This window comes from Rhizobium sp. YTUHZ045, from assembly GCF_051124255.1.
GTDB lineage: Bacteria > Pseudomonadota > Alphaproteobacteria > Rhizobiales > Rhizobiaceae > Rhizobium.
On sequence record NZ_CP101432.1, the window covers coordinates 3782790 to 3805928 of the forward strand.

The following is a 23139-nucleotide window of genomic DNA, read 5'->3' on the forward strand; positions in this document are numbered from 1 at the left end:
TAAATGGGATGCATACGGCCTCCTTTCTTAAACGGGTTTGGGAGCCGGATCGCTCGGGTGAGTACGTTGCTGCGTACTCACTCGACACTTGCTTGACCGAATCGCTTAGGGACCATAGCCGCAAGCGCGGACATAAACAAACCAATTTTCGGACACGGACTGGATTTTGCCTCACGAGCCAAAAGAGATGCTTCGTACAGTGTTGAAAGCACTCGAAGCTCAACTGCATGAGCAGCAAATGGTGCTCGGGTCGCTGAGGGCTGTTTGCCTGGAGCAGGAACGCGAAATCGCGAAGAAGGTTGAGCATATCGACAGCCTCAAGCGAGTGATCGACGAAATGAATGTCGACAGCCAGCCCACAACTGGACCCAGTCGTCGCCATCCAAAAAAGCAGAAAACCTCGGTGGACGACGAAAACAATAGTGCCGCCCATCGTATCCGCGAGACGGCGAGGACTATCCTTCGTGAGGCCGGGCGCCCAATGACGCAACGGGCGATCAAGCAGAAGATGGACGAGATGGGCTTTGTCATTGACAACGAAAAGCCCGTGGAACTGATCCGCATCTATCTGAACAGAGCCAAGGACGAGTTCCGCCGGGTTGGCGATGAAGGCTACATAGCCCTCGATTAGAGCTCTTAGATTTGGCTGCAGCACCAGCCGCCACCTAGCGACGAGCAGTGGTCATGCTCTCTATTGTGGTCTGACAGTCGATCTCGACTACGCCCATGTTCAGCCAGTGCTCGACCTTCCCATCGGTCTACGAGACTTCCTTCGAACAAGAAACGTAGAATTCAAGGATTCAGTCCTTGCCTTGTCACTAAAATTGTACGAATTGCGAACTCCAAGGATTCGTACAAAAGGATTGAATCCTTGCGGACGTCCTTCACTTGGCGGTCGCCAGATTGCACGGAGCCCACGATTTGACAATTCATGTGGTTATCCGCGCAATTGGCACCGATATGAGATTCGATCACTCACCCGGGACGCCGTAGTTATGGCAATCTTCGCCCAGGTGAGAGCGATTCTGTCCGACAGCGGCGATGGGTACCGCTTGAGCGAGGGTTCGATGCTTCAGTCTGAGTTCATATCCATCTTCTGCGAACGTCCGGCGCAGTTCGCGTGGTTCTTGGGAGCCGGGACATCAAGAACGGCGGGCCTTCCGACAGCGGGCGACGTGATCTGGGATCTGAAACGACGGTACTATCGCCTCGAACAAGACCGCGACGTCTCCCCACAGGATATCCAGAACGAGGCGGTGCGGACACGTATCCAAGCCTTCTTGGACTCGCAGGGCTTTCCACCCCTATGGGCAGACGAGGAATACACGACCTATTTTGAGAAGATCTTCGGCGACGACCGCGAACGGCAGAGGAACTATCTGAAGAGTATCCTTTCGGAAGATAAAGTCACACTTTCCGTGGGAAACCGCGTCCTTGGCGGCCTAATGGCCGCAGGATTGACCCGGGCGGTCTTCACGACCAACTTCGATAGCGTGGTGGAAAAGGCCATCGCCGAGGTCGGCGGTGCATCGCTGCAAGCCTACTCCCTCGAGGGAACCAGATCAGCCCTGAATGCGATCCACAATGAGGAGTTTCCGTTCTACTGCAAGCTTCATGGGGATTTCCGGTTCGAAAGCCTGAAGAACCTGAGCGTCGACCTCGCAACCCAAAACGAAAATCTCTCCAAATCCTTGCTGGCAGCGGGATCGCGCTTCGGCCTTGTTGTCGCTGGTTACAGCGGACGCGACGCAAGTGTCATGTCGTTGTTGTCGAAGGTCCTCGAAGCTCCGACACCGTTCCCGCACGGTCTCTATTGGACCGGACTTAAGGGCTCGCCACCTCATCCGTCCGTCGAGTCCTTGTTGACAAAGGCAAGGTCGGCTGGGGTGAAGGCCGAGTTCGTGGAAATCGAGACCTTCGATGCTCTGATGTCTCGCATCTGGCGCAATATCGATGGACGGCCTGCAGCTATCGACGCCAAGGTCCGTAAGGCGCGGATATCGAGTGTCAGTATCCCAATGCCGCAGGCCGGAAACAAGAAGCCGATCCTGAGGCTTAATGCCCTGCCCATTACACTTCCGGATCGCTGCCTGCAGCTTGATCTCGACGAGATGATGGATTGGAGGAGCTTGCGGACGATCATTGCCGATTACCGCCGCGACATCATCGTCACCAAGGCAGATGCCGTATGGTGCTGGGGCGAGGAGGCTGACATTCGGCAAGCCTTCGGAAAGAGGCTGAAGGGTATCTCGAAGGCGACCGTTCCGCCCGATTTCCATTCCAATGAAAACCTGCACTACAAGGCATTCTTCGAGGAAGCGATCACCCTGTCGCTCGCCGCGGGCAAGCCCCTGATCCCACGCTTGAAACCATCGGCAGGATTCCTCATCGCAGACACCCACGCTGTCGATGTGGGTGCGCTTGCACCGCTGCAGCGAATTGTAGGCAAGGTCTCCGGGCGAATCCCCGGCCTTTTAAGTCCTGTCGACGACCATCCGGAGGCCGCGCCGGTGTCGTGGGCCGAAGCGCTTCGGGTATCCTTGGACGCTAGGGACGGGCGGACCTGGCTTCTTCTCGAACCGGATGTCTGGATCTGGCCTCCTCATGCTCGCAGGGTAGCGACCGAGTTTCTCGAGGGTCGAAAGGCTAAGCGTTTCAATGGAGTCCACAATCAGTTACTCAACGCTTGGACTGAGGTTGCATTGGGCACAACCGAGCGCAATGTGACACTCGAGGTCCGACCGTTCATCTCCGGCACCTCGGCTGAAAATCCGACTTTTCAAATAGGCAGTCGGACGGCCTTCGCGATGAGTTCCGCCCGATGACCAAGCTGTCTTCCCAAGTAAGCGACTACTTTACGGTTCCAGAGCCAACCCTTGTGTTTGCCAGCGACGGCCAACACAAGCATCCTTTAATGGGGTTGCTGCAGCATGGGCCGTACGGACTGCGCTATGGCGCCCCCAATTCCTTGAGAATAGCCCTGCTGGCGCCCTCCGGTGACCTCAAGAGGCTCCGCAGTCTGGTCTTGGAATTGCAGCGCCCTGCCAAGCCCAGGGAGGCAAAGAACTATTATCCGGATTATCCCGGGTTCGCAGAACTCATGCGGATACCCATCGCGGCCGAGGACCCCCGGCTTGTCCTCTCGTTTCCGGATGCCTTGGACGATCATGCACGGCGGGGTGACAAGGTTCGTCTAGCCGCTGAGCTTTTCCAGTGCGTCGCGAGATTGCGTATACTTCGAAGCAGTTTCGATGTCGCGCTCGTTTATCTTCCTCCGACTTGGGCTGCCTGCTTCGAGGGCGAGAACTTCAACTTTCACGACTATCTAAAGGCCTACTGCGCCCCATCGGACATCCCGATTCAGATCGTCAGGCAGAATAGCTTCGAACGCGGTTGCCGGGCCAACGTACTCTGGGGATTGAGCGTGGCAATGTATGCAAAGGCAGGGGGCGTTCCGTGGAAGCTGGTCGGGTTGAACCCCAACGAGGCGTTCGTCGGGATCAGCTATGCGATGAAGACCGACCACTCGGGTAACCAGTACACCACGTGTTGCAGCCAGGTATTTGACCCCGACGGCACGGGATTCCGGTTCGTAGCCTACGACACACGGGAGTTTACCCAGGACTCCAAGAAGAATCCTTACCTATCTTATGTCGAAATGCAGGCCGTGCTTTCACGAAGCTTGGAGATCTATCAGAATGCCCATTTTGGGAAGTCGCCCTCGCGGATAACGATCCACAAGAACACCGAGTTCAAAGAGGAAGAGATTCTTGGTGCACTCGACAGCTTCCGTGACGGCACTGACGTGGAACTCGTGCAGATCGTCAAGAACGTCTCCTGGCAGGGTGTCCGCTTCGATCAGGGTGGAAATAGTTCCGGCTATCCGGTTGGACGCGGCACATACGTTCCCATCAGTCCGAATGAAGCTCTGCTCTGGACACAGGGCAGTGTTAAGGGCGTCCACACTGAGGGCCCGACTAGAGACGTCTACAAGGAGGGCTCTTTGAAGCCCACTCCTTCGCCAGTACTCGTCCGGCGTTTTTCCGGAGAAGGTGGCTGGCATGACACGTGTTACGGCATCCTTGGTCTGACGAAGATGGATTGGAACAACAACACCCTATACAAGAAGTTACCTGTAACCCTCGGTTATTCAAAGGCCTTCGCCGACATCATCCAGCAGAATCCTGAGATGGTTGATGAGGTCTACGATTTCAGGAACTTCATGTAACTGCACGGCACCGCAACAGCTAACTCTCAAGGTAGCACCTAAACTGCGTGGCTCCGCACCGCAACCCGCCGCTACCGCTCCGAAAACAGCAACCCAACCGCTGGAGCGAACTCAAAACTGGATAAAACTTGGGGGCAAGGCCAGAGACGCTGCCGCTAGAAGCACGGTGAACGTGTTATTGTCGAATTGCTCGAGTGGCTCGGCTTCAGAGGTCAACCGCCCAGTCCCGGAAGCTTTCCCTTCACCATGTGCGCATTAGTTATCTCGTCGATGTATCGCATGGCATCCCCTGCCTCGATCCGGATGGGTGAATTGGTGTAAAGCAGCAGCGAAGCTTGCACATCGTTCAGAGGATCGTCGATTACCCGCCCGCTTGGGGTGATGGTCCATCGCAAGAAGGAAACCAGCCGGTCAACCGAAGACAATTCCTCCTTATGGCGGAGGTAGGATTCCGGGTATAGGTTTTCCATCACGCCGAGCGCTCGGCGAAACTCCCCGTCGAGGATTGACACAGAGTACGGAGCGGCGATCTCAGATGAGTCTACTCCAGACGTGACAAACATATGTTCATGATCAGGGAATCCCGCGGCACATCTCTCTGACATCAGCCGTGTCCGGATTTCCTCCACGTACCTCACGACCTCACGAGCCAGGAAATCGCGAACTCCAGATGGGTGATGTGGCCATGGTCCACTTCCATCGCGATCCATTTCTTTGAATTTCCCGCGTCGTCGTCTGCTGATCGTGCGGAAGATGCGAGCGTCGTCCGCAGTGGAGGCTCCTCCCATCCTGATGAGAGTGTCGGGCGGGACCGAGTTGAAGAGCGCTTGTGCCATAATCAGTGTTCCCGCGGAATAGATGCCGCCGCTTGGGGCTGCCGCTCCCTCAGCTAGGAATCTTATTGCAAACTCGTATTTAGACATGGGACTTCCAGTGAAAAGATGGTCGCGAAGCGTGTTCATATTCCCTCCATGTGTGGGCGGACGTGTCGATCTACGCCGGGCGACGTGCGCGCGGCCTTTCCAGTCGCCTTTTCGGCCGTCCGTAAATTTCACCGCTTTCGCGGCCAGCAAACCGGTCTGCTGCTGAAACGATTAGCCTTGAAAGCTGGGCGACGCAATTTTCATGTTCAGTGCATAATACAATAAAAACATTGACTTATCTATGATTCTTGGGTATGTGGTTTAATTGTTGACACTTGAATCCTTGCGCAAATTGGAGCTGCGATTGTCTTTCAAGGATCCATTAGCGGCCCACTCAGATCATTGCCCCAACGGCTTGATGGCCAAAGACTTGGGGTTCAATAAAGGGAAGCTGGATCTTTCAGGATTCGAACCGCGCAAGAGGCAACAGGATTCCTGGGGATCGAGAGACGTCCGACAAGGCCGCTGGTCGCGCCGGCTTTGTCAGCCGTGAACCAGTCGAGCGATTGAGCGGGCGTCGAAAAAGCGACGAGCCTTTCGACACCGCCTACGTGAGGGCTCCGATCTCTGTAATCAACAGGCTCAAGGCATACTGCGACGAAACGGGGATGTCGTGCGGAGAAGCATTGGCAGAGCTTATGCGGCAGGCAGGGCTCTAACTGAGCCGACCTGGCGGCGAACCATGCGGCACGTTACACTTGGAGAGCATACATGGATCGAATGGGGCGGCGCTTGGTATGAAATGCGGTATTCTGATCATCGGCTCGCTCCTCTGGGACGACGAGACGGAGGGGCGAAAGAGGTGGCGAGATGATCGACTTGATCTTACCAATGCCATAAGAGTCCACGTTCCCATCGACTATGGAAGGATTTCCTCGAGCAGATCCAACACGTTCACGATGGTTCTACGATCCGAAGGTCCTCAGGGTACTGGGATACTTGTGCCTTGCCGACGCGATGTTGCCACGATTGACGACCTTGTCGCCGAGGCTTCCGCACTCTGGAAAGCCGAAGCGCCGAAAGCGAAGACGGGAGCACTAGGCTCAGGTTGGGGCAGCGTCGGAGTACTCTTCCGAGAGGGCGCGTCGAACGGGGGCCTTGCCGAGTCATGGCAGGCATACTTCAAGAAGATGGGGACGAAGTCTCTCGCGGTTGTGGGCAGCAATGGATACTTGAACATTCCGTGGCCTGTGACCGAGGGCGGCGCCGCGGCAGAGCTTGACCTACTGCTCGCGACAGCCACGGTTCCGGAAAAAGTCCCGCCCAGCCCGGAGGCTATCGCCAGAGCCATGTTGTGCCAGACCGGCGGTCACGAGAACTACTTTCTTAACAATGTCCTCCATGGCATCAGAACGGCATCAGACGACGAAATTTTCACCATCATCGAAAGGAGAAGCCCGGATTGGATCTCTGCCGATAAATATCGCGATGCTATCGCCATTCTAAGGGCCGCCCCGGAAGCGGCTTGATCGTTTGCGAGGTAAAATCGGACTTCGCTAGGATCCCATAAAGCCTCGAAGAACTCTCGCGTTGCGAGCGCGCTCTTGCGTCTTCTCGAAAGTCTCGTTCCAGGATCCTGCTGGAAAGTACGCGTTAAGTAGGTCAAACTCCGCGCGCGCGGCGACCCGTGAAGTCGTTCGACGCGCTGAGATCATCCGCACCGCCAATGCCTCCGGACTATCGCATCCCTCGCGAACCGCTGATCCCAGCGTACTGAGGACGATCGACAAGGCTTCCTCTTCGCCTTTGTCTGTCTGACGTGCGGCAGAGAGCCGGGCCGGCAGTCCTGCAAAGAACGCCAGATCCGGAACCATTCGAAGGACGAAGTGCCGGGCATGCTTGCAACGAGTGGAATCGCCGCCGGGGTATTTCGCCTCGATGTCCTTTAGGGGGGCACCGCTCATCCAGACCCCGAGGCACTCCCATATTATTGGCAAAGCGTGTGTAGCCTTCGCTTCAATGCTGAGTTTGCCGAAGGCGACTCCGAAGAAGTCGTCCACGTTTTCCGGCCGCATAACCTCGAACAGTCTCTTGGGGTCGGCCATCAACCATTTCAGCAGTGTCGAGATAGCCGCGTCAGTCGACGCGAATGTCTCGACCGGCTCGAAGGCGGCGGCGATCTGGCGCAAGGATTCGATTCCGACACCCGTCAAACCAGAAACCCTGTCTAGCCACCCATCCTCTGCAGCAACCGGGATCTGGTTTCGCGCTGAGAAAACCGCGCTGATCCGATCCTCCATCCATTGCTCGTCTCCGCGTTGACGCGCCTTGAACGCCGCGAGCGATTTATTGAGTACATTCCGAAGCCTGCCGTCGCTGCCATCTTCGTCCGCGGGTGGAAGCCTGCTCACGAAGTAGGTGGACATGGCGTCGCCCCAAGTTCCCGCCTGAATGCGGTCGAGAAGTACCGTGGTGGGATCATCGATTTCAAGGCATTGATCGCTTTGTGAAAAAATCGACTGCAGCGTCATCCAATGGGCGTTGATAAGGCCTTTTTCCTCGTCAAATTCCACGACCTTGCTGGGTACGACCAGGACCATACCCTGAGAATTCTCCCCCGCCCTGCCAGCGCGTCCTGCCGCATTCAGAAGTTCATGTGCCTCTAGTTGAGCCAACTTCTCCTTCTCGGGATCGAAACGGCTATCTCCAGCTATGATCACCAGCTCGCTAGGAAGGTTCATGCCTTGGGCCAGAGTCGAGGTTGCGAATAGAACCTTGAGACCGTCAGCCCGCCTGAACAGGGACTCGTGCAGCAAGCGCTCGTCGCGAAGCAGAAGCGAATGGTGCCCCGCGGCACCGCCTGAATAATTCCCATGTTCATCAACGCTGATGTAACAGTATCCTGCACCGCCCATCTCTTCGGAGGCGATACGGTAATGATCCAGTTCCGCTTCGGTAAGCGTTACCGGAGGGCGAGTGTCCAATTCGCGGAACTCCCTCACAGCAGATTCCGCAAGTACAACGGATTGGACAAACACAAGTGTCTTTAAATCGGCTTCCGCTGCAGCAGCAGCGATAAGAGTGCTGGTGTGATTTCCGTTCGGCGTAAGATACCAGGTCTTCCGCTTCTTCGTTGTTCCCGTTGATAGAGCATGCTCATCGGCCAGAAGGGGGAGCAACGCATAGTCCCTCCGGTCTCGCGTAGCCCATGTTTGCAGCAAGCCGAAGAAACCGAATGGCCGCGCGGTAAGAGTGTCGGTAACCGCTTTGGGCGCGTTCACGTTCGAAAGGTTTGCGCGGGCCTCGGTCAGCGTCTCGTTGAGCTCGTTGATACGCTTAGCTGCGTAAACTACGGTGCCACGGACTTGACGGGTAGGCTTCCACGCAAGGTTAAGAGCCAGGCAATCTCGCCCCGTCAGATCGCCCACCCAACTTGCGATCTCCTCCGTGTTTTTCATCATAGCCGAGAGGAGAAGGAAATCAGCATTCGGCGCAACGAGAGACAGGTTCAATAGCGCGAGCATGGCGTCAACGCTGCGCCGGCTCTTCTCGGCATCGCGGGGGTGGAGAAGATGACACTCATCGAACACCACAAGCCCAAGATCCTTAAAGGCTTCGGGCTGCGTGGTCAGCAGCATGAGGCACCGCTCCGGTGTCGTGACGATTGCTTCCGGCAGCTCGATCAACCCATCCGAACTATCATCGGCAACGTCGCCAAAAATTTCGAAGTCGAAAGTCTTGAAGGTTTTTTGCAGCGATCTAGCAGTCTGGTCCACGAGCGCGTGGGTTGGCGCCAGAAATACGACCTTCTCTTCCCGCAACAGCGCCGTGGCGATCTTCAACTCAGACAGTGTCGATTTGCCGCCTCCGGTCGGAAAGCTGATTGCAGCAGAGACGCCCTTATTGAGATAGCCGCTATCGATCGCGTCCCTGTGGTTACGCCACAAGAAAGGTCGCCCCCCTGACATGCGCTTTACGATTCGCCACCAATCCTGGTCGGGGACTTGATCGGGGGTCGGAATGCGGCTCAGAGCGGAACCGATGAGGTCGCGATCGACCGCGAGGAGAAGGTTCGCAAGATGCAGTGGCCCCGGGAAAAGGCTGAAGACCGGATCGCCGGTCCCGAAGATGTCATCAAGCTGCCCGATGCTGAGCTGCTTTACACGGTTGAAGAAGTTCACCGACGGTTCGATACCGCCCACCTCCAAGGGTAGATCCGCTCTGCGCTGGATACGCAGAGCAAGATTCTTGATACCCTTCAAAAGTTCGAGGTAGAGCGCACTGACGGCTGTATCGCTGGACTCCGCGTAGATCGGAAGTTCGGGAACCGTGATGGCAGCGACCAGATGCACTCGACCTATGCAAAGCCATCGGATTGCGTTCAACAGAGACGCCTCGACAGCACGTTCAGGATCCGTAGGTGCAGATATCCGCTTCGCGCATTCCGCAGCGTCCGCATGCGCCTCAGCAATCAGGAACAGTAAGCTCGCGCATACCTCTGCGGAGAGGCTGGCGCCATCTAGGTACGACACGTAACCATCGGGCTTGTATGTTCCCAAAAGGCAAACCTGATGTGCAGACGCGGCGACGAAGGCTGCCGCAGATCTGTTATCGCGATCCGGCAAGAGGGCGACGTAGCTCTCGTGGGCCGACGCAAGCCGCTGCATCTCGCGAATGGTTTGTACAAGCGCTTCCGGCGGCTCGTCCCGTTTCTCGCCCCGAAGCTCGATACGAGCGGCAACGATTTCGGAGAAGGCCTGTGTCAATCGCTTGGGAAGGTCTCCGAGGTTGAGACCTGACAATGCCGGCGCCGAGGCAATGATTGCGGATGTGATTGGATCAAACATTCCCCAACTCTTCCAGCTTGATGATCACTTGGGCAGCGAAGGCAGCCATCCAGGCCCTTAAGTCGTCGAAATGCATTGTCTCTGCTTGTCGACGAAGCGTGTCTCCAGCCGCAGTCGTGTCATAGTCTGCAAAAAGGCCTGCGCGAGCATTCTCTGTCTTGTGCGTATTGCCCGTAGTGATACTGACGCGATACCGACGCGCTTCCTGCCAGATAATCCGATCGACCGCGCCGTCGATATCCATGCCAGGATAGACGTGTTGCTGCGCTTCCAAGAGACCGGCCGCCTCGTGCGTGAGTTCAGCGACCCTTTCGCCAGCCTCCATACTAACGATTCCTGGCCATACATCCTCCCGAATGGTGGCTCTTGGATTATCGGTCGCCTTGTCTTCGAATATGATGAGTGCGATCACCGATTGGCCATCGTCGGTAATCTCTAGTTGAATGCCGTCGAATCCTTTGTGCGCATGGAAAATGTGCGGCGGCTTCAGAATGGCCTTGCCCGCCTTCTGCTGGCTTGCGGCGATCCACGATATGATTTGAAAGATCCATCCATCGCGTTGCCAGGGATCCCCGTTCTTCGCAACTTGCATCTTCTGGATGGCATTCTCTGCGTGAACTTTCGATCCTTTCGGGGCAGCAACGTTCAAGCCATTGAGAATCCTGGACACATGTCGGTACTGACCCATCGCCACACGGGCGACGCGTTCGACAAGAAGATCGAGGTCATCAACTTCCCATCTATTTCCATGGCAGAGATCTCCGTGCGAGACCGGTGTCAAAATTAAACTCATGCAGTTTGGCCCGCAGGCTCCCGTTCATTTTACCCGAAAGCTTCACTAAAACAGCGACTTCGACTGCAGATTTGATCAGGAATCACTTCTGTAGGTTGAGTTACAAAGCTATTGCTGAGTGAAGCGTTCAACGCAATGGCGACCGGATTCAATTGCATCGAGTTTTCCTGAATGGTGACCTAGAATCTGACATCCGAGCGACTTTATAGCTGCTTATCGCAACAATTTAGCAGAGCCGCGCATTGAGTTCGCCTTGGCTATTATCTGCGGATGGAGGACTTGCCCTCTCGAGCACCCGCACCGATTCGGATGGTCCGCATGCGGAGCTTACAGTCCTTCAACTTGAATTCCGTTTTCCGCCAGCCAGGATTTCCGAGTTCGCCAATCGGGCAGGTGTTGCTCGACCTTAGTCCAGAAACTAGCCGAATGGTCTGGGTGGTGCGCATGAGCAAGCTCATGAATCATCACGTATTGCGCAATCCTTGGAGGCAACAAGATCGCTTTCCAGTGAAACGAAACCCTCCCGTCGGCGCTGAACGATCCCCACCTGAAGCCGAGATCTTGAACCTTAACTTCGTTTACTTGGACACCCATCCGGTTGGCATGTTCAGCGACCTGCTGCGAGAACCATTTCAGAGCACGCCTTGTGTACCATGCGATGAAGACATCTCTAGCGCGGTGAGCTGAGGAGGCGCGGAGGCAGAAGCGGCCATTCTTCAAACAAAGATCGACGAGCTGGTTCTCGACTAGCCGGAGGCGGTGACTCTTGCCGAGATACAGGAAGCCCTCACCATTCACAAATTCCTTGATCGGAGCGCGTTTTTGCAGTCGCGCTTTCTCTTCGATTTTGGTGTGGATCCACAGCAGCTTTTCTTCAACGAAAGACGCCAAGTCCTTCTCCGGTACTCTGGTGGGAGCAGTGATCGAGAGCTCTCCGGACCGCTCTACCGTAATCTGCAGTGTCTTGCGCCTGTCGCTTCGGTGAACTTCGAAGATCAGCCCATCGATTTGCAGCGTATGACCCGACGAACGGGCTAACTTCCCTCCGGTTCGAACAGGTGAAAGCGGAAGCAATGGCATCAGACGCTCCGGAGGATGTCATCGTTGGCCTTGGCCTGCTGCAGAATTTGATCTGCAAGGCGTTCAGCGTCGCCAACTCCAACGCCAGGCAGTTGTTTGTCGAATATGATCTCGAATATCTCCGAGCGCAGATTCTCTTGATCGGCCATCTTGAACGAGTTCCAAATTGACCGGTTTGCGCGGATTTCTTCGATAACTCGATCCACAACTTCGATAGTCATCCGGTGGATTGCTTGGAGCTCAGCGTCCGAAATGTTCTGGTCTCTGGTAAAAGCGTCCAGCGCGGTCCGAAGAAACGGAAGGTAAACGGCAGGGACGTCCGATGGATGATCATTGTCAGGGTTGCTGCCTGAGCGCAATTCGTCGATGATCGTTTGCAGTTGTTGGACTATTTCCTCCCACTGTTGTCCCAGGCTACGAAGGATCTGGTTAAGTCGTTCAGACATTCGCTTGAAACGGACAGGGTCTGTGTCGAGATTTTTCCTAATATGAGAACGGATAGCATGTTCCATTTCGGAAGCCTTCGCACGACTGCCGGATGCCTGGCCAACTTGGTGCTCGAATTCAGCATCCGTCAACTGGACGGGCGGGATCTTTGGATTGATCCCTAGCGAGATCACGTGGTCATCAATGAGCTTCCGTACTTTTGCCCCGACGTCAGATCCGATCGGCACAATATCCCGATATCGGTTTCTCGCCCGTGCATAGATATAGGCAAGTCGTTTCGCGTCCTTAACAAAAGGCAAGCCTTCAGGCCTGGGAAGAACGATCTCCAGAGACTTCAAGAAATCCTTCAGTTTCACAGAAAACTCGGCGCGCGCCTTTTCGGTCGCGAGGACATTCAGACATATTTCATCGTCCGCTAGATCATCGAGACCCGCACGTCGGAAGATGTCCACCACACGAATATGGCGATCTCGAAGAATGGGTATCTGGTCATTCAGACTGACAAGAGCACCATCGACCTCTTCATCGGAATAGGCCGCGAGAGCTGCCTTCAGATGGTGGGCAACGCCGAAGTAATCGACGACGATGCCGCAGGTCTTTCCATGGCCAGTCCGGTTCACGCGGGCGATTGCCTGCAAAAGCTCGGCCTCCCGGATTGAGCGGTCAAGATACATCACCCCCTCAATTGGGGCGTCGAACCCGGTCAGCAGCATTGATTTCACAATAAGGAATGCCAAGGGATCCGTTTTGGAAGGATCAGCGTGGAGCAGCGGCTTCTTGAAGCGCTTTATCCGCACCTCCTGCGTGCTTCCATCAGTCCATTGCTTCCAACCCGCATCATCGTTATTGCCTCCGGACATGACGGCGGCGAACTCGATCCGCGCCAGAGTGTCGCGGTAACGCCAAGCCTGCACGAGAGCTTGAAGCCGAGGCGGTTTTTTACAAAGCGCCTCGTCATCCAAGGCCTTCTCATGATCGGAGAGCGCTGTGGATTCGGCCAGCAATTCGTCGAGTGCTTCGAGAAAAGCCGCATGGTACCGCACGACGGCAGTCCGGCTATAGGCTACCACCTGAGCCTTGTACCCGTTCGGCAAGATGTTGGTCACGTAATGTCGAAGCATATCGCGTGCCTTTTCGGCAATCATTGCGGGCGCTTCGAGGATGTTGCCTTTGGTCGCGTACTTCTTGCGGATCGCCTCCAGTTCTTCCTCGCTACGCTCTTGGAACATGTCCTCAAAAAGATCGTCGAGCGTAGCGCCATCCTTTACCGCACCTTCTGCCGTGCGCCCCTCGTAAAGAACTGGCACCGTGGCGCCGTCCGCCTCCGCTTCCTTGATGGTGTACCTGTCAATAAAATCACCGAAGATCTGAGTTGTGCGTTTCTTCTCACCCATGATGATGGGTGTGCCGGTGAAGCCGATCCGAGCGCAGTTTGGCAGGGCAGCCAGCAGGTTTGCGTGTAGATCACCTGCTTGCGTGCGGTGAGCCTCATCAACCACGACAAGGATCGTTTCATCCTCGTTGAGCACCTCGAAGGCGGGTCCCCTTGTAACCTCGGGCACATCCTCGTCCGTCCGATACTTCTGGATCGTGGCAAAGACCAGGCCTGGCCCCTTGCGCCGCGCCAATTTTCTAAGCGCTCCCGCGTCTGTCGCCAGCTCGACCACATCCCCCGAGAGCGCCGCCGTTTCCGACAACTGCCGTTGTAGGTCGCGTCGGTCGGTGACGACGATCACCTTGAACTTCCGTAGGTCGAGGTTGGTGCGCATCTTGCGGATCATGAACACCATGGTGAGGCTCTTGCCCGAGCCTTGGGTATGCCACACGATGCCGCCTCGGCGGTCGTATTCGCCATCCTGCAATCGTGTCTTGCCCGTCCGCAACCGCTCGACAGCACGGTTCACGGCACGGTATTGCTGGTATCGACACACTGTCTTAATGGTTTGCCCGCCGACCTGCATGAACAGCAAGAAGTGCCTCAGGAGATCCAGCAGATGCGCAGGGCGTAGCACGCCGGCGACAAGGCGTTCCTGCTCCGAAAGCGCGTTTTTTCCTAAATCTGACGCCACATCGGCCTCGGATCCTGTGCCATCCGGCCCGACGACCGTCTTCCACTGTCCGTAATGTTCCAGCCCCGCGCCGATGCAGCCCACACGGGCCTCATCGAAACTGGTGGCGATCAATAGCTGGACCGAGCCGAAGAGCGCGGGGGCGCCCTCGTTTTCCTCCACTTCAAGTGCGGCCTTTCGGGCGTTGTGATAGCGGCGCAACTGCTTGACCGCCTCGGCTAGGGGCTCTGGGATGCCTGGGCTCTTGGCCTCTACTACGACAAGTGGGATGCCGTTCACGAGCATCACTATGTCGGGGGTGATGAAGCCCTTGCCCACATCATGGCCAGGCGGGCAGTCGACGCGGAACTGGTTGGCAATGGTGAAGGTATTTGCCGTGGGGGTGGACCAGTCGATGTAGCGGATAGTTTGGCCGCGCCCGCCGTCCCAACCGGGCAGGCCCTCGACTGTCAGCCCCTTGAGTAGCAGGTCCGTCACCGCCTGGTTCGCCTCCATCAACCCGCGCTGGCCGTGGCGCGTCAGCGCGCTGACTGCCTCGGAGAGGCGTACATCGTCGAGCCAGGGCTGACCATCCGGGCCGGGGTTGATGGCGCGCAGCCGCTCGCGCAGGTTCGTCTCTTGAATGACTTGCTTGAAGCTAGTGCGTCCGGTCAGGCTCGCGTCATCCTTGTTGCCAGTCTGCGCCTGCCAGCCCATGCTGACGCATTGGTCGATGAACGGCTTTTCGACATCGATGTATTCGTGACCCATGGGCAGATCTTCCGGTTACAAAAGCGGAGTGACAGCGACACGGCCAGTTAGCAGGTCGTCCATCAGGCCGGATTTCTGAAGGCGGAGTTTGACTAGCTCACTCAACCATTCTGAATGCGATGCGTTCGCTGCTTCGGCCCTTTGTTCAATCGCTTCTTGTTCCGCGGGTTTGGGTAGCCAAATCTTGATCTTTCGGAGGTTGCCGAGGTTGATACGTTTCATTGTGACGCCTTGCTCATATCCTCGGGCCTGTCTTCTTGCGATCTCGCCGTTGAGGAACAGAGTAACGAAACCATTGCGGCAACAGGGTTTTCCGCGAAAGCGAAAACAGTCTGCTTTGTTGATGGCAGAGGGGTATTCGAACGGATAACGACAGGACCGCCCCACCGGATGCCCGTCGTCACCGAGCGATGCAATCAACACGTCGCCGGGCACAACTTCATTCCGGGCAAGTTTTGCTGCGTGGCTTTCCCGAATGTAGGCTTTCTCCGTGTCATCGAAATAACCGTCTTGAATGTTTTGGAGGCGCACCACTCGAACACCCGGCTCTTCAACGTAATGCTCGGTTTTCAAATTTGACCCGAATGGGCCGTCAATGATGCTCTCCGACGCGTCTCCCAAGCTTTCCACATCCCACTCCTTCGGCCGCCAGCCGAGCAGGGTTTCCTTGTACAGGTGGGGGGACTCGGTGTGAGGGGGGCGGAGGTCTCCGTTTGCGTCGATGCCGCGGGTCAGCAGGTCATGCAGCAGCCCCTGCTTTATCGCCTTCAACTTGGCCACCACCGCCTCGGTCCCCCGGATCGCCTCATCCAGCGTGTCGAGAATTTCGGCGATTTTGGATTGATGATCTTGCGGCGGTGACGCGAACTCGAATCCCAATAGGTTGGCTTTCGAAAGGTTCTTCATCGAGCCACTGGTGCCGGTCGCATAAGTATCCACGTGACGCCGAAATTGATCTGAAAGCAGCACGTAAGAAAGCCAGCGCATGTTTGTGCTGGCGCCATCCTTAGGGAGGACACGCCACAGTCTGTCAGGCAGAAAAAGCGTGTCGTGGTTCTGATCCACGTAGCATGATGCTCCGACGAACTCCGGCGTGTTCATCCTGCTGATGATGATCGAGCCTTTCACCACAGGGACGCGGACACGGTCGCGCTCACCCGGCAATACGGCTTTATTCTCACCTGGACGGAACTGCCCGGCATATACTGCGCTGGTTTTCAGAACGCCAATCTCTCCAGCCCGATGCGGGCGATCTTCGGAATTAACGCTGACACCCGATTGTGGCGAGCTAACAAGGTCGCCAAGTTGCGCGTGCTTCCCCTCAGACATAACCCAATCCCTTCAGGAACCCGGCCAGTCTCTCGGTCACCTCGGCCCGTGCGCCCTCGATCTGGGTCAAGGTTACGCGATACTTCTCCCACCAGTTCTCGAACGCCGCCACGATCTGGCCGCGCTGGACCGTAATATATCGGGCCAGGATCTTTTCCATGTCGTCATGCAGGATCTTCAGCAGCAGGTCGCCGGCCTCCTCCGGCGTGAGGCCGTCAACCGACCTGTTGATCTCGGCGGTGAACTGGGCGTGCTTGGCCTTGAGGCTTTTCTTGACCTCGCTCAGTTCCTTCTTCCACAGCCTGATCTGTGCCTCATCCACCGGATCGGCGTCGACCTCCTCTTCGTTCTCCTCGCCTTCATCGGGCGTGGCAGTGGCGGCCTTGATCTGTGCATCCAACCCGGCCTTGCGGGCTTCAAGCTCGGCAATATCGGCCACGAAGCTGCCCATCAGGAAGGTGACCAGCTTGTGATCCAGCGGGTTTTCCCTTTTCCCCTTCTCCTCAAGTGCTGTGACGATCGAGATGCGCCAGGCATCAACCACGCCTGTAGTGTCGCGGGCCATGAGGGTGAGGAAGTCGAACCGCGACTGGTTCCAGAATTGCGCGATGATCCCGCGCACGGTGAACGGGTCCAGCACACCGAGACTCTCGAACGTCTCCGAGAAGCTGGACAGAAGTCCGTCGCGCAGCGTAATTAGCGCCGCTGGATCATTGGCATTTGCCAAAGCGACGATATTCGCCTGATGGGCGGCCCACCATGAGTTGAACCTGTCCTTGACCTCCGCCTCGCGGGCCAGCAATCCGGCATTGGTTTCGACAGCAGGTTTCAGGTCGGCCTTGGCATCAAGACCTTGCGCGAAGTCCAGATAGCGGTCATCGCGAGCGACAAGCAGATCCATTGGATCCAGGCCGTGGGAGACGAACAGGCTGGCCTTTGCCTTGACCTCGGCCTTGGGGATGCCGCCCAAGAGATGGGCGCGCACGTCATGCGGCTCCGGCGGTGGTGCGTTATCGGCGTAGCGGCGGATATTCAGGTTCCAGTCGTTCTCTTTTAGGGTCTTGATTTCGACGATGGCCGAGAATCCAGGGATTTCCCGGTACTCCTCGAAGGTCGTGGCGATCTTCTCGATATGCTCGGGCAGCAGGTGGTTCTGCGCACGTCCCTCGAGATACTCGCGGTCGGCATTGATGAAGAGCACCTTGCCTTGTCGTTCCTTTGGTTTACCCGAGACGAGGTTCGGGCCGTTATGAACACGCTGACGCAGGACGATCACACATGCCGGGATACCGGTGCCGTAGAAGAGCTGCGGACCGAGGCCGATGACCGCTTCGATCTGATCATTCTCGATTATCTTTTTCCTGATCTTGCCTTCGTCCCCACCACGAAACAGCACGCCGTGCGGCATGACGGTGGCGATCATGCCGCCGTCACGAGTCACATGAAGCATGTGCTGCAGGAACATGAGATCGGCCTTCTTGGAGCCGAGCGGAACCTCGTGGAAGAAGCGTTCGCGGAACTTCGGCTGCCAGGTTGGGTTGCCTGCCCGATCCTTGTCCTTCGTGCCCCACGTGATCGAGAAGGGGGGATTCGTCAGGATACGGTCGAACCGCAGAAGCTCACCGTTCTCGACGTGTTGAGGCTCGGCCAGGGTGTCCTCGTTCCGGAGATCAGCGCTGTTGATCCCGTGCAGCAGCATATTCATTTTGGCGATAGACCAGACTGTGCCTGCGTTCTCTTGACCAAAGAGGTTGGCCTTGCGTCCGTCCTGACCATGCTCGTCGATGTATTCCTTGGCGGCAATCAGCATCCCGCCGGAACCACAGCACGGATCGTAGATGTCATGTTCGAGCGAGGGCTTCAGGAGCCGAACCATCATCCGCACAACAGAACGCGGTGTGTAGAATTCGCCACCCTTCTTTCCGGCTGAATCCGCAAAGTCTCCGATGAGATATTCGTAAGCCGCCCCAAGGAGATCCGGAAATTCGAAGTCTTCGTTACGAAGGCGGATCTCGCCAAAATGCGTAATCAACTGGCGAAGTTTCAGGTCGCTGATTTTGCTCTGGCCGACCTTCCGGGTGAAATCGATGTGGTCAAGAACACCTTCGAGCGCAATGTTCTCGGACTCTATCCCACCTAGGGCTTTGTTCAGCGTGTCGCCAATATTTTCATGGGCTTCGTTGACGAGGAATTCGAACCTGGATTGAGGCGGAACCCAGAAGGTTCCGCTACGTCCGTACCAGACCTTGTTTTCCGCGTCCTTCGCAGCGCGCTCTGGCGAAACGCCACTGGACACGCGCTTCTCGATAACTTCCAACCGTGCCTGCTCGAAGACGTCGGAGCACCTCTTCAGAAACAGCATCCCGAAGATGTACTCTTTGAACTCCGACGCGTCCATTTTGCCGCGAAGAATGTCTGCTGCGCTGAACAGATGGCGCTCAAGCTGAGCCAGGGTCAAAGGCATTTACGTTTCTCATCACTGTTCGCATGCAATCTGCGCATCCTGCATCGCACGAACAACAATGATTCGTCTGCCCTATCGTTGTTTGATCGACATCGAAGACCAAGGTAGTCAGTTGAGGCCTCATCGTCCGGACCCGCTACAGCGGTGGCCAACAGGCCAACATTCCGACCGGACCACCCGAAGGGGCAGGCCACGACTGCGCTGCAGCCTACGCGATATCCAGGCCCAGTATCTGAAAGACTTGCCGGTTTTGCACAGTGTTGTCTTCTATTGCTCGCTCAAGAGCCTCACAAAGACGCAATGCTTGTGCATCCGACGCCGCCACGGCGCGGATGTTCTCAAAATCCTGAAGCATATCAGCTACCGTCACCCGCATCGCATGGCCGCAGGCGGCCACTGTTTGAGTGGAAAGAGCCAAGTTTCGCAAGAGTTTTCGCCTATTCTCTCCTGATAGCTTGCCAGTCACCATACACCTCCATCATCGCCGCAGCTTCCGAACCACTATCGCAGGCTGAGGAGGTTCGTCGCCGGAATTCTACTCGTCTGGCTTCTTAAGAGCTCTATAACTCTCGGCTATTCGAAGGCCTTCGCCGACATCATCCAGCAAAACCCCGAGATGGTAGACGAGGTCTACGATTTTCGAAACTTCATGTAAGGTTTACTGCGGTCTCCATCACAAAATGTATAAGCTTTGGCTCCTGTCCGGCATCTTCGATAGGATGCGTTTATCCAGGTCGGACACTTGCCGTCTGAAGGACGGTGTCCGCTTTGATCCTACGCCGGCAAGCGTTTTTCGTCTTCTTTTGGTGTTTTTTTGGGGGAGTTGGGGTGCCGGATTGCGGTGTCTCGTCATCAACACAGGAAAAATCGACCCATTCGACGAATCCAACGAGCGGTCAGCGACGACATCGCCCACAATGTCGAGACGATGTAGGGCGAGACCATTGCAACGCCCTTCTCGCACTCGCGGCCCGCAGCGACTCTCAGGCCGCTGCACTGGCCTTCGCGGCTTCGATCTCACTCAACTGCCATTTCCAAAGGCAAAAAAGTTTGTCGTCGGTTGGCGAGACACCAGCGGCGTCCAGAGCCCATTTCCGCTCCATCGCCTTGAAGAAAATTTCGTCCTCGCGTCGTTGCAGTTCCTTGGAGTTGAGACCTTCGAACATTCGAATCCTTTCATGTTTGTCCATGGGTGCCGAGGCAACGACACCAGCAATTAATGGTCGTTCGCAATCGCGGGGGACGTCAACAAAGAAATGTCCGACAGGAGATGCCGAAGTTCATCTTGGAGTTTTCTCCCCGGCTTCGACCTCACGCGTTGCAAGGCAGGAACGAAGACCTGCCCTTCCATCGGTCGGCGAGCAATTCTAATCGTACTCAATTCTGTGCCTCCACACCTACTTTCAAGGTCCCGGAAGGATGACCGAATGTCAGCCCAGGACGCGCGGCCCTATTTTCCGCGAACTATCCTGGATCGGGCCAAAAAGGTCGCTTGATGGATTCCTGCACTCTGATACCGCCCGGTTGATATCGCAGGGCCCCCGCCTTGAGGGCCGTCCCCGAACAGCCTAGATTCGCATTCGAATCCTTGAGATCGCGATCCGGACTAACCCGGGGCTGCAATGCTGTCCCTCTCGATCCTTAAGGTTCCATGGGTCACCACATCGACTGCGAGGGCAAAGACACGGTCATGCTCCTTCGTGAGCATCGCAAGCACCCGCTCCCACTGTCCCGCCACGATATCCGATACTTCCGCTTCCACCCTTTCGGGCAGCGGGCCATCCCCGAGCTCTCTCGGCGTACCAAGAAATGTCGGCGTCTTTCCAAGCCCATAGGTGCCGACCATCCGCCGCGCGACGGTCGTAGCGCGCTCGATGTCGCTGCCAACATTGCCGCCCGACCCGATGCTCCGGTCTCCGAATATCGCGGCCTCAGCAGCCATGCCTGCCAAACTGACCGCGATGCGATTGAGCAAACTGGTTTCCGTCGGAAAATAATCGTCAATCAGGGTGTAGCTTGTCATCCCGCCCATAAACTCGGTCGCGTTCGGATCAAAGCTATCCTTGATCTCGATAGTCGCACTCGTGGAATGTTGAAGCGAAAGGGAAACCAGCGCATGACCGGCTTCGTGAACGGCCAGCCTGAGCTGTTGCTCTCCCGTGTATCGCATTTTTTCAGGAAGGCGGTCCCTGATATCCCGCAGCTCCAAATCCCGATCCTCATTTCGCGCAGCTTCGCGCGCGTCGCGCACGAGCCGCTCGAGGACAGCACCCGACTTGCCTTTCAAGTCGTCTGCGATGTCGAACAAGGATTCGAAGGACATGCTTTCACCGGCATGATGCTTTAGAATTTCAGTCCGTAGCTTTTGATCTGGCAGAGTGAGCTCGAAGTGGTTCTCGAGGCGTCCGTCACGCAAAATCGCAGGATCGATCCATTCGGGAAAATTGGTTGCACCGATCACCACGACGCCGTCTCCCAAGTTGCTCAGCAAGGAGAGAAACTCATTGATGACATTCCGCCAGTAGATTTCATTTTGACCGACTCGAGCGGACCTGCTTCCAATGCTGTCGAGTTCGTCAATGAAAAGGACTGAGCCCTCTCCATCGTCGGCATCGCTGAAAGATTTCCTCATGGCAGCAAGCATGTCGTCGAGACGCCCTTCAGCTTGCCAACTTCCAACAGTGGTTGAAATCAGCTTAACACGTAGAGCATTAGCGAGTCCTTCCGCAAACAGGGTCTTTCCCGTCCCTGGCGGGCCAGATATGAGCGCTCCCCGTGTCACCAGCCCCCAAGCCAGCGTCCCGGCCCGCCAACGTTCGATATCTGCGAAGAGCCTTTTTGCCCAAGGCTTCAGTTCGTCGTACCCCGGAAGTTCGAACAGGCTCGCTCCGCCAGTTTCACGACGACTTAGATCATTGATTTCATTGATCCTGTCTTCGATCAGGTTCGGCTTGAGAACGGCGGCCATGAGCACATTCTGCGGCTTCGCGGCGATTAAGGCAGCCACCTCGTGAGACAACGGCTTTCTTCCGGACAAGTGACGCACAGCGTTGATATGCTCCGGCGTCGGTCGATCCACAAACATCACGGCAGCCGCTGCAAAGCGGACGTCCTTCGGTACCTCGTCGATGTTCCTGGCGATCAGCACTTCCAGACCTTTGACGTCGAAAATTGATATGCGCTTGTGGGGACTCTGCTTCTTTCTGGGAGGGTTCGCGGGGCGAACCTTCACGTGCTGCTCCACCCAGTCGCCGCGGCTGGCCCCCAAGATGGCGAATGCCGCTGTTTCGTACTCTTCGGTGCGAAAGCCTTTCGGAACGACAAAGATCACAAAGCCAACGGCGCTGCGTTTCAACAGGTCCGCCGCTTTCAAAGCTCGAACCAGACCGAAGGCAGCGAGGAGCGTACCAGGATCCTTCGAAAGCTGCTGGATACGGGAGGCGCTGTTGTCGAATTTCATATCAATGTCCCTGGCTCCGAACACTGCTGTACAGGCGGTACCAGCGGTTCATTGTGCGCGCGAGCCCACGGTCCTCATCTAGGTAGAAGAGTTGACTGGTGATGACCTCACGTCCGTCCGCGAGTTGGGGATGGCCGGAAACAACACCACTCAATGCAAACGCTTTCCCGACTACGGGCTTGTAGTTGCGAAGGACAGGGGTTTCATCAATCGAGATATTTCCGAACTCCCCCAATTCGGCGCAGCGGAGGTCATTAAGCAGGCGCAGTACCGTCGCGCCATCGAGCCACTGATAGGTCAAATGTCTTGCCCTCGTTTGATTCGCACGGATCGTAGGAGGCCTACATTATGCACCATGCATCCTTTTTTACTCACTGTGACTCCTTATTTGCGCACAGTGAGTAATTGTCAACTATTATTTGCGCCTCGACGAAATTGGTGACACTCAATCCTTGATGAGACCGCCACCTCGCTTGCTCGCTGCTGCACGGCTTCTCCTTGGTCAGTCACAGACCGAGGTGTCGAGGGAGTCCGGTATCAGCAGGAAGACCATCCACATGGCGGAGGCAGGCACGGCCGGCATTGCCAGCGTTGAGAAACTGATGCGCCACTACACTGCCCGTGGCGTTTCGTTCATCCGCCGTGACGAAGGGATGGGTTGGGGTATCCGAACAACTTTTCTGAGCTATGACTACGGCGACGAGCCATCTTCTCCTAAGAGCTGATCACTCGCCGACACCTCCCTCCAGAGGCGCTTTCGCGGACTGTCAAAGCCCTTCGCTTGCGCTCGGGTCAAGTGCCCACTACGT

The 23139-nt window shown here is 56.4% G+C and carries 16 protein-coding genes and 1 pseudogene; 6 read left to right on the top strand and 11 right to left on the bottom strand.

The features are described 5' to 3' along the window. Positions 1 to 187: 187 nt before the first annotated feature. From NMA58_RS18665 to NMA58_RS18675, 3 genes are all read left to right on the top strand, one after another. Positions 188 to 631 (top strand): hypothetical protein, encoded by a 444-nt coding sequence (locus tag NMA58_RS18665; protein ID WP_434711561.1) that lies wholly within the window; start codon positions 188 to 190, stop codon positions 629 to 631. Between the two features lie 364 nt (positions 632 to 995). Continuing rightward, complete coding sequence (locus tag NMA58_RS18670; RefSeq protein WP_434711562.1) at positions 996 to 2825, top strand: SIR2 family protein; 1830 nt, start codon at positions 996 to 998, stop codon at positions 2823 to 2825. Beyond that, the gene (locus NMA58_RS18675; protein WP_434711563.1) at positions 2822 to 4228 is read left to right on the top strand and encodes an argonaute/piwi family protein; all 1407 of its coding nucleotides are present in this window, start codon (positions 2822 to 2824) and stop codon (positions 4226 to 4228) included. The genes NMA58_RS18670 and NMA58_RS18675 overlap by 4 nt, the downstream gene beginning before the upstream one ends. A 212-nt stretch (positions 4229 to 4440) precedes the next feature. Here the strand turns inward: NMA58_RS18675 and NMA58_RS18680 are convergent, their stop codons facing one another. Beyond that, complete coding sequence (locus NMA58_RS18680; protein ID WP_434711564.1) at positions 4441 to 5190, bottom strand: hypothetical protein; 750 nt, start codon at positions 5188 to 5190, stop codon at positions 4441 to 4443. A 698-nt stretch (positions 5191 to 5888) separates the two neighbouring features. Between NMA58_RS18680 and NMA58_RS18685 the strand changes: the two genes are divergently transcribed. Further along, positions 5889 to 6620 carry a hypothetical protein gene (locus NMA58_RS18685; protein ID WP_434711565.1) on the top strand — a complete coding sequence of 244 codons (732 nt, stop codon included), beginning with the start codon at positions 5889 to 5891 and terminating at the stop codon, positions 6618 to 6620. A 27-nt stretch (positions 6621 to 6647) separates the two neighbouring features. On the opposite strand, the gene NMA58_RS18690 is transcribed toward NMA58_RS18685, so the two are convergent. From NMA58_RS18690 to NMA58_RS18735, 10 genes are all read right to left on the bottom strand, one after another. Beyond that, positions 6648 to 9938, bottom strand: a complete 3291-nt coding sequence (locus tag NMA58_RS18690) for a DEAD/DEAH box helicase (protein WP_434711566.1) — start codon at positions 9936 to 9938, stop codon at positions 6648 to 6650. Then, on the bottom strand, positions 9931 to 10731 hold the full coding sequence (locus NMA58_RS18695; RefSeq protein WP_434711567.1) for a hypothetical protein: 801 nt from the start codon (positions 10729 to 10731) through the stop codon (positions 9931 to 9933). Before NMA58_RS18695 ends, NMA58_RS18690 begins: the two co-directional genes overlap by 8 nt. A gap of 327 nt (positions 10732 to 11058) precedes the next feature. Continuing rightward, on the bottom strand, positions 11059 to 11811 hold the full coding sequence (locus NMA58_RS18700) for a M48 family metallopeptidase (protein WP_434711568.1): 753 nt from the start codon (positions 11809 to 11811) through the stop codon (positions 11059 to 11061). Then, on the bottom strand, positions 11811 to 15077 hold the full coding sequence (locus tag NMA58_RS18705) for a type I restriction endonuclease subunit R (protein ID WP_434711569.1): 3267 nt from the start codon (positions 15075 to 15077) through the stop codon (positions 11811 to 11813). The genes NMA58_RS18700 and NMA58_RS18705 overlap by 1 nt, the downstream gene beginning before the upstream one ends. Before the next feature lie 15 nt (positions 15078 to 15092). Then, a complete protein-coding gene (locus NMA58_RS18710) occupies positions 15093 to 16406 on the bottom strand; it encodes a restriction endonuclease subunit S (protein WP_434711570.1) in 1314 nt (437 codons plus the stop codon). Continuing rightward, the gene (locus NMA58_RS18715; protein ID WP_434711571.1) at positions 16399 to 18870 is read right to left on the bottom strand and encodes an N-6 DNA methylase; all 2472 of its coding nucleotides are present in this window, start codon (positions 18868 to 18870) and stop codon (positions 16399 to 16401) included. The genes NMA58_RS18710 and NMA58_RS18715 overlap by 8 nt, the downstream gene beginning before the upstream one ends. Positions 18871 to 19078: 208 nt before the next feature. Next, a complete protein-coding gene (locus tag NMA58_RS18720) occupies positions 19079 to 19336 on the bottom strand; it encodes a hypothetical protein (RefSeq protein WP_174052588.1) in 258 nt (85 codons plus the stop codon). Between the two features lie 517 nt (positions 19337 to 19853). Beyond that, positions 19854 to 20036: a hypothetical protein gene (locus NMA58_RS18725; RefSeq protein ID WP_377265512.1), complete on the bottom strand. Its 183-nt coding sequence runs from the start codon at positions 20034 to 20036 to the stop codon at positions 19854 to 19856. A 440-nt stretch (positions 20037 to 20476) separates the two neighbouring features. Next, positions 20477 to 22330, bottom strand: a complete 1854-nt coding sequence (locus tag NMA58_RS18730; protein ID WP_434711572.1) for an AAA family ATPase — start codon at positions 22328 to 22330, stop codon at positions 20477 to 20479. A gap of 1 nt (position 22331) precedes the next feature. Next, the gene (locus NMA58_RS18735) at positions 22332 to 22631 is read right to left on the bottom strand and encodes a DUF6634 family protein (RefSeq protein WP_434711573.1); all 300 of its coding nucleotides are present in this window, start codon (positions 22629 to 22631) and stop codon (positions 22332 to 22334) included. Between the two features lie 154 nt (positions 22632 to 22785). Between NMA58_RS18735 and NMA58_RS18740 the strand changes: the two are divergent. After that, positions 22786 to 22875, top strand: a pseudogene (locus NMA58_RS18740) (hypothetical protein); the annotation flags it as partial. Positions 22876 to 22887: 12 nt separating this feature from the next. Then, positions 22888 to 23055: a hypothetical protein gene (locus NMA58_RS18745; RefSeq protein WP_434713520.1), complete on the top strand. Its 168-nt coding sequence runs from the start codon at positions 22888 to 22890 to the stop codon at positions 23053 to 23055. Positions 23056 to 23139: the final 84 nt, after the last annotated feature.

Coding starts and splice junctions, on each gene's coding strand:
- NMA58_RS18700 (WP_434711568.1), bottom strand. CDS start 11,811: ATGCCATTGCTTCCGCTTTCACCTGTTCGAACCGGAGGGAAGTTAGCC.
- NMA58_RS18665 (WP_434711561.1), top strand. CDS start 188: ATGCTTCGTACAGTGTTGAAAGCACTCGAAGCTCAACTGCATGAGCAG.
- NMA58_RS18675 (WP_434711563.1), top strand. CDS start 2,822: ATGACCAAGCTGTCTTCCCAAGTAAGCGACTACTTTACGGTTCCAGAG.
- NMA58_RS18725 (WP_377265512.1), bottom strand. CDS start 20,036: ATGTTCGAAGGTCTCAACTCCAAGGAACTGCAACGACGCGAGGACGAA.
- NMA58_RS18685 (WP_434711565.1), top strand. CDS start 5,889: ATGAAATGCGGTATTCTGATCATCGGCTCGCTCCTCTGGGACGACGAG.
- NMA58_RS18715 (WP_434711571.1), bottom strand. CDS start 18,870: ATGCCTTTGACCCTGGCTCAGCTTGAGCGCCATCTGTTCAGCGCAGCA.
- NMA58_RS18730 (WP_434711572.1), bottom strand. CDS start 22,330: ATGAAATTCGACAACAGCGCCTCCCGTATCCAGCAGCTTTCGAAGGAT.
- NMA58_RS18695 (WP_434711567.1), bottom strand. CDS start 10,731: ATGAGTTTAATTTTGACACCGGTCTCGCACGGAGATCTCTGCCATGGA.
- NMA58_RS18670 (WP_434711562.1), top strand. CDS start 996: ATGGCAATCTTCGCCCAGGTGAGAGCGATTCTGTCCGACAGCGGCGAT.
- NMA58_RS18690 (WP_434711566.1), bottom strand. CDS start 9,938: ATGTTTGATCCAATCACATCCGCAATCATTGCCTCGGCGCCGGCATTG.
- NMA58_RS18710 (WP_434711570.1), bottom strand. CDS start 16,406: ATGTCTGAGGGGAAGCACGCGCAACTTGGCGACCTTGTTAGCTCGCCA.
- NMA58_RS18745 (WP_434713520.1), top strand. CDS start 22,888: ATGGCGGAGGCAGGCACGGCCGGCATTGCCAGCGTTGAGAAACTGATG.
- NMA58_RS18680 (WP_434711564.1), bottom strand. CDS start 5,190: ATGAACACGCTTCGCGACCATCTTTTCACTGGAAGTCCCATGTCTAAA.
- NMA58_RS18705 (WP_434711569.1), bottom strand. CDS start 15,077: ATGGGTCACGAATACATCGATGTCGAAAAGCCGTTCATCGACCAATGC.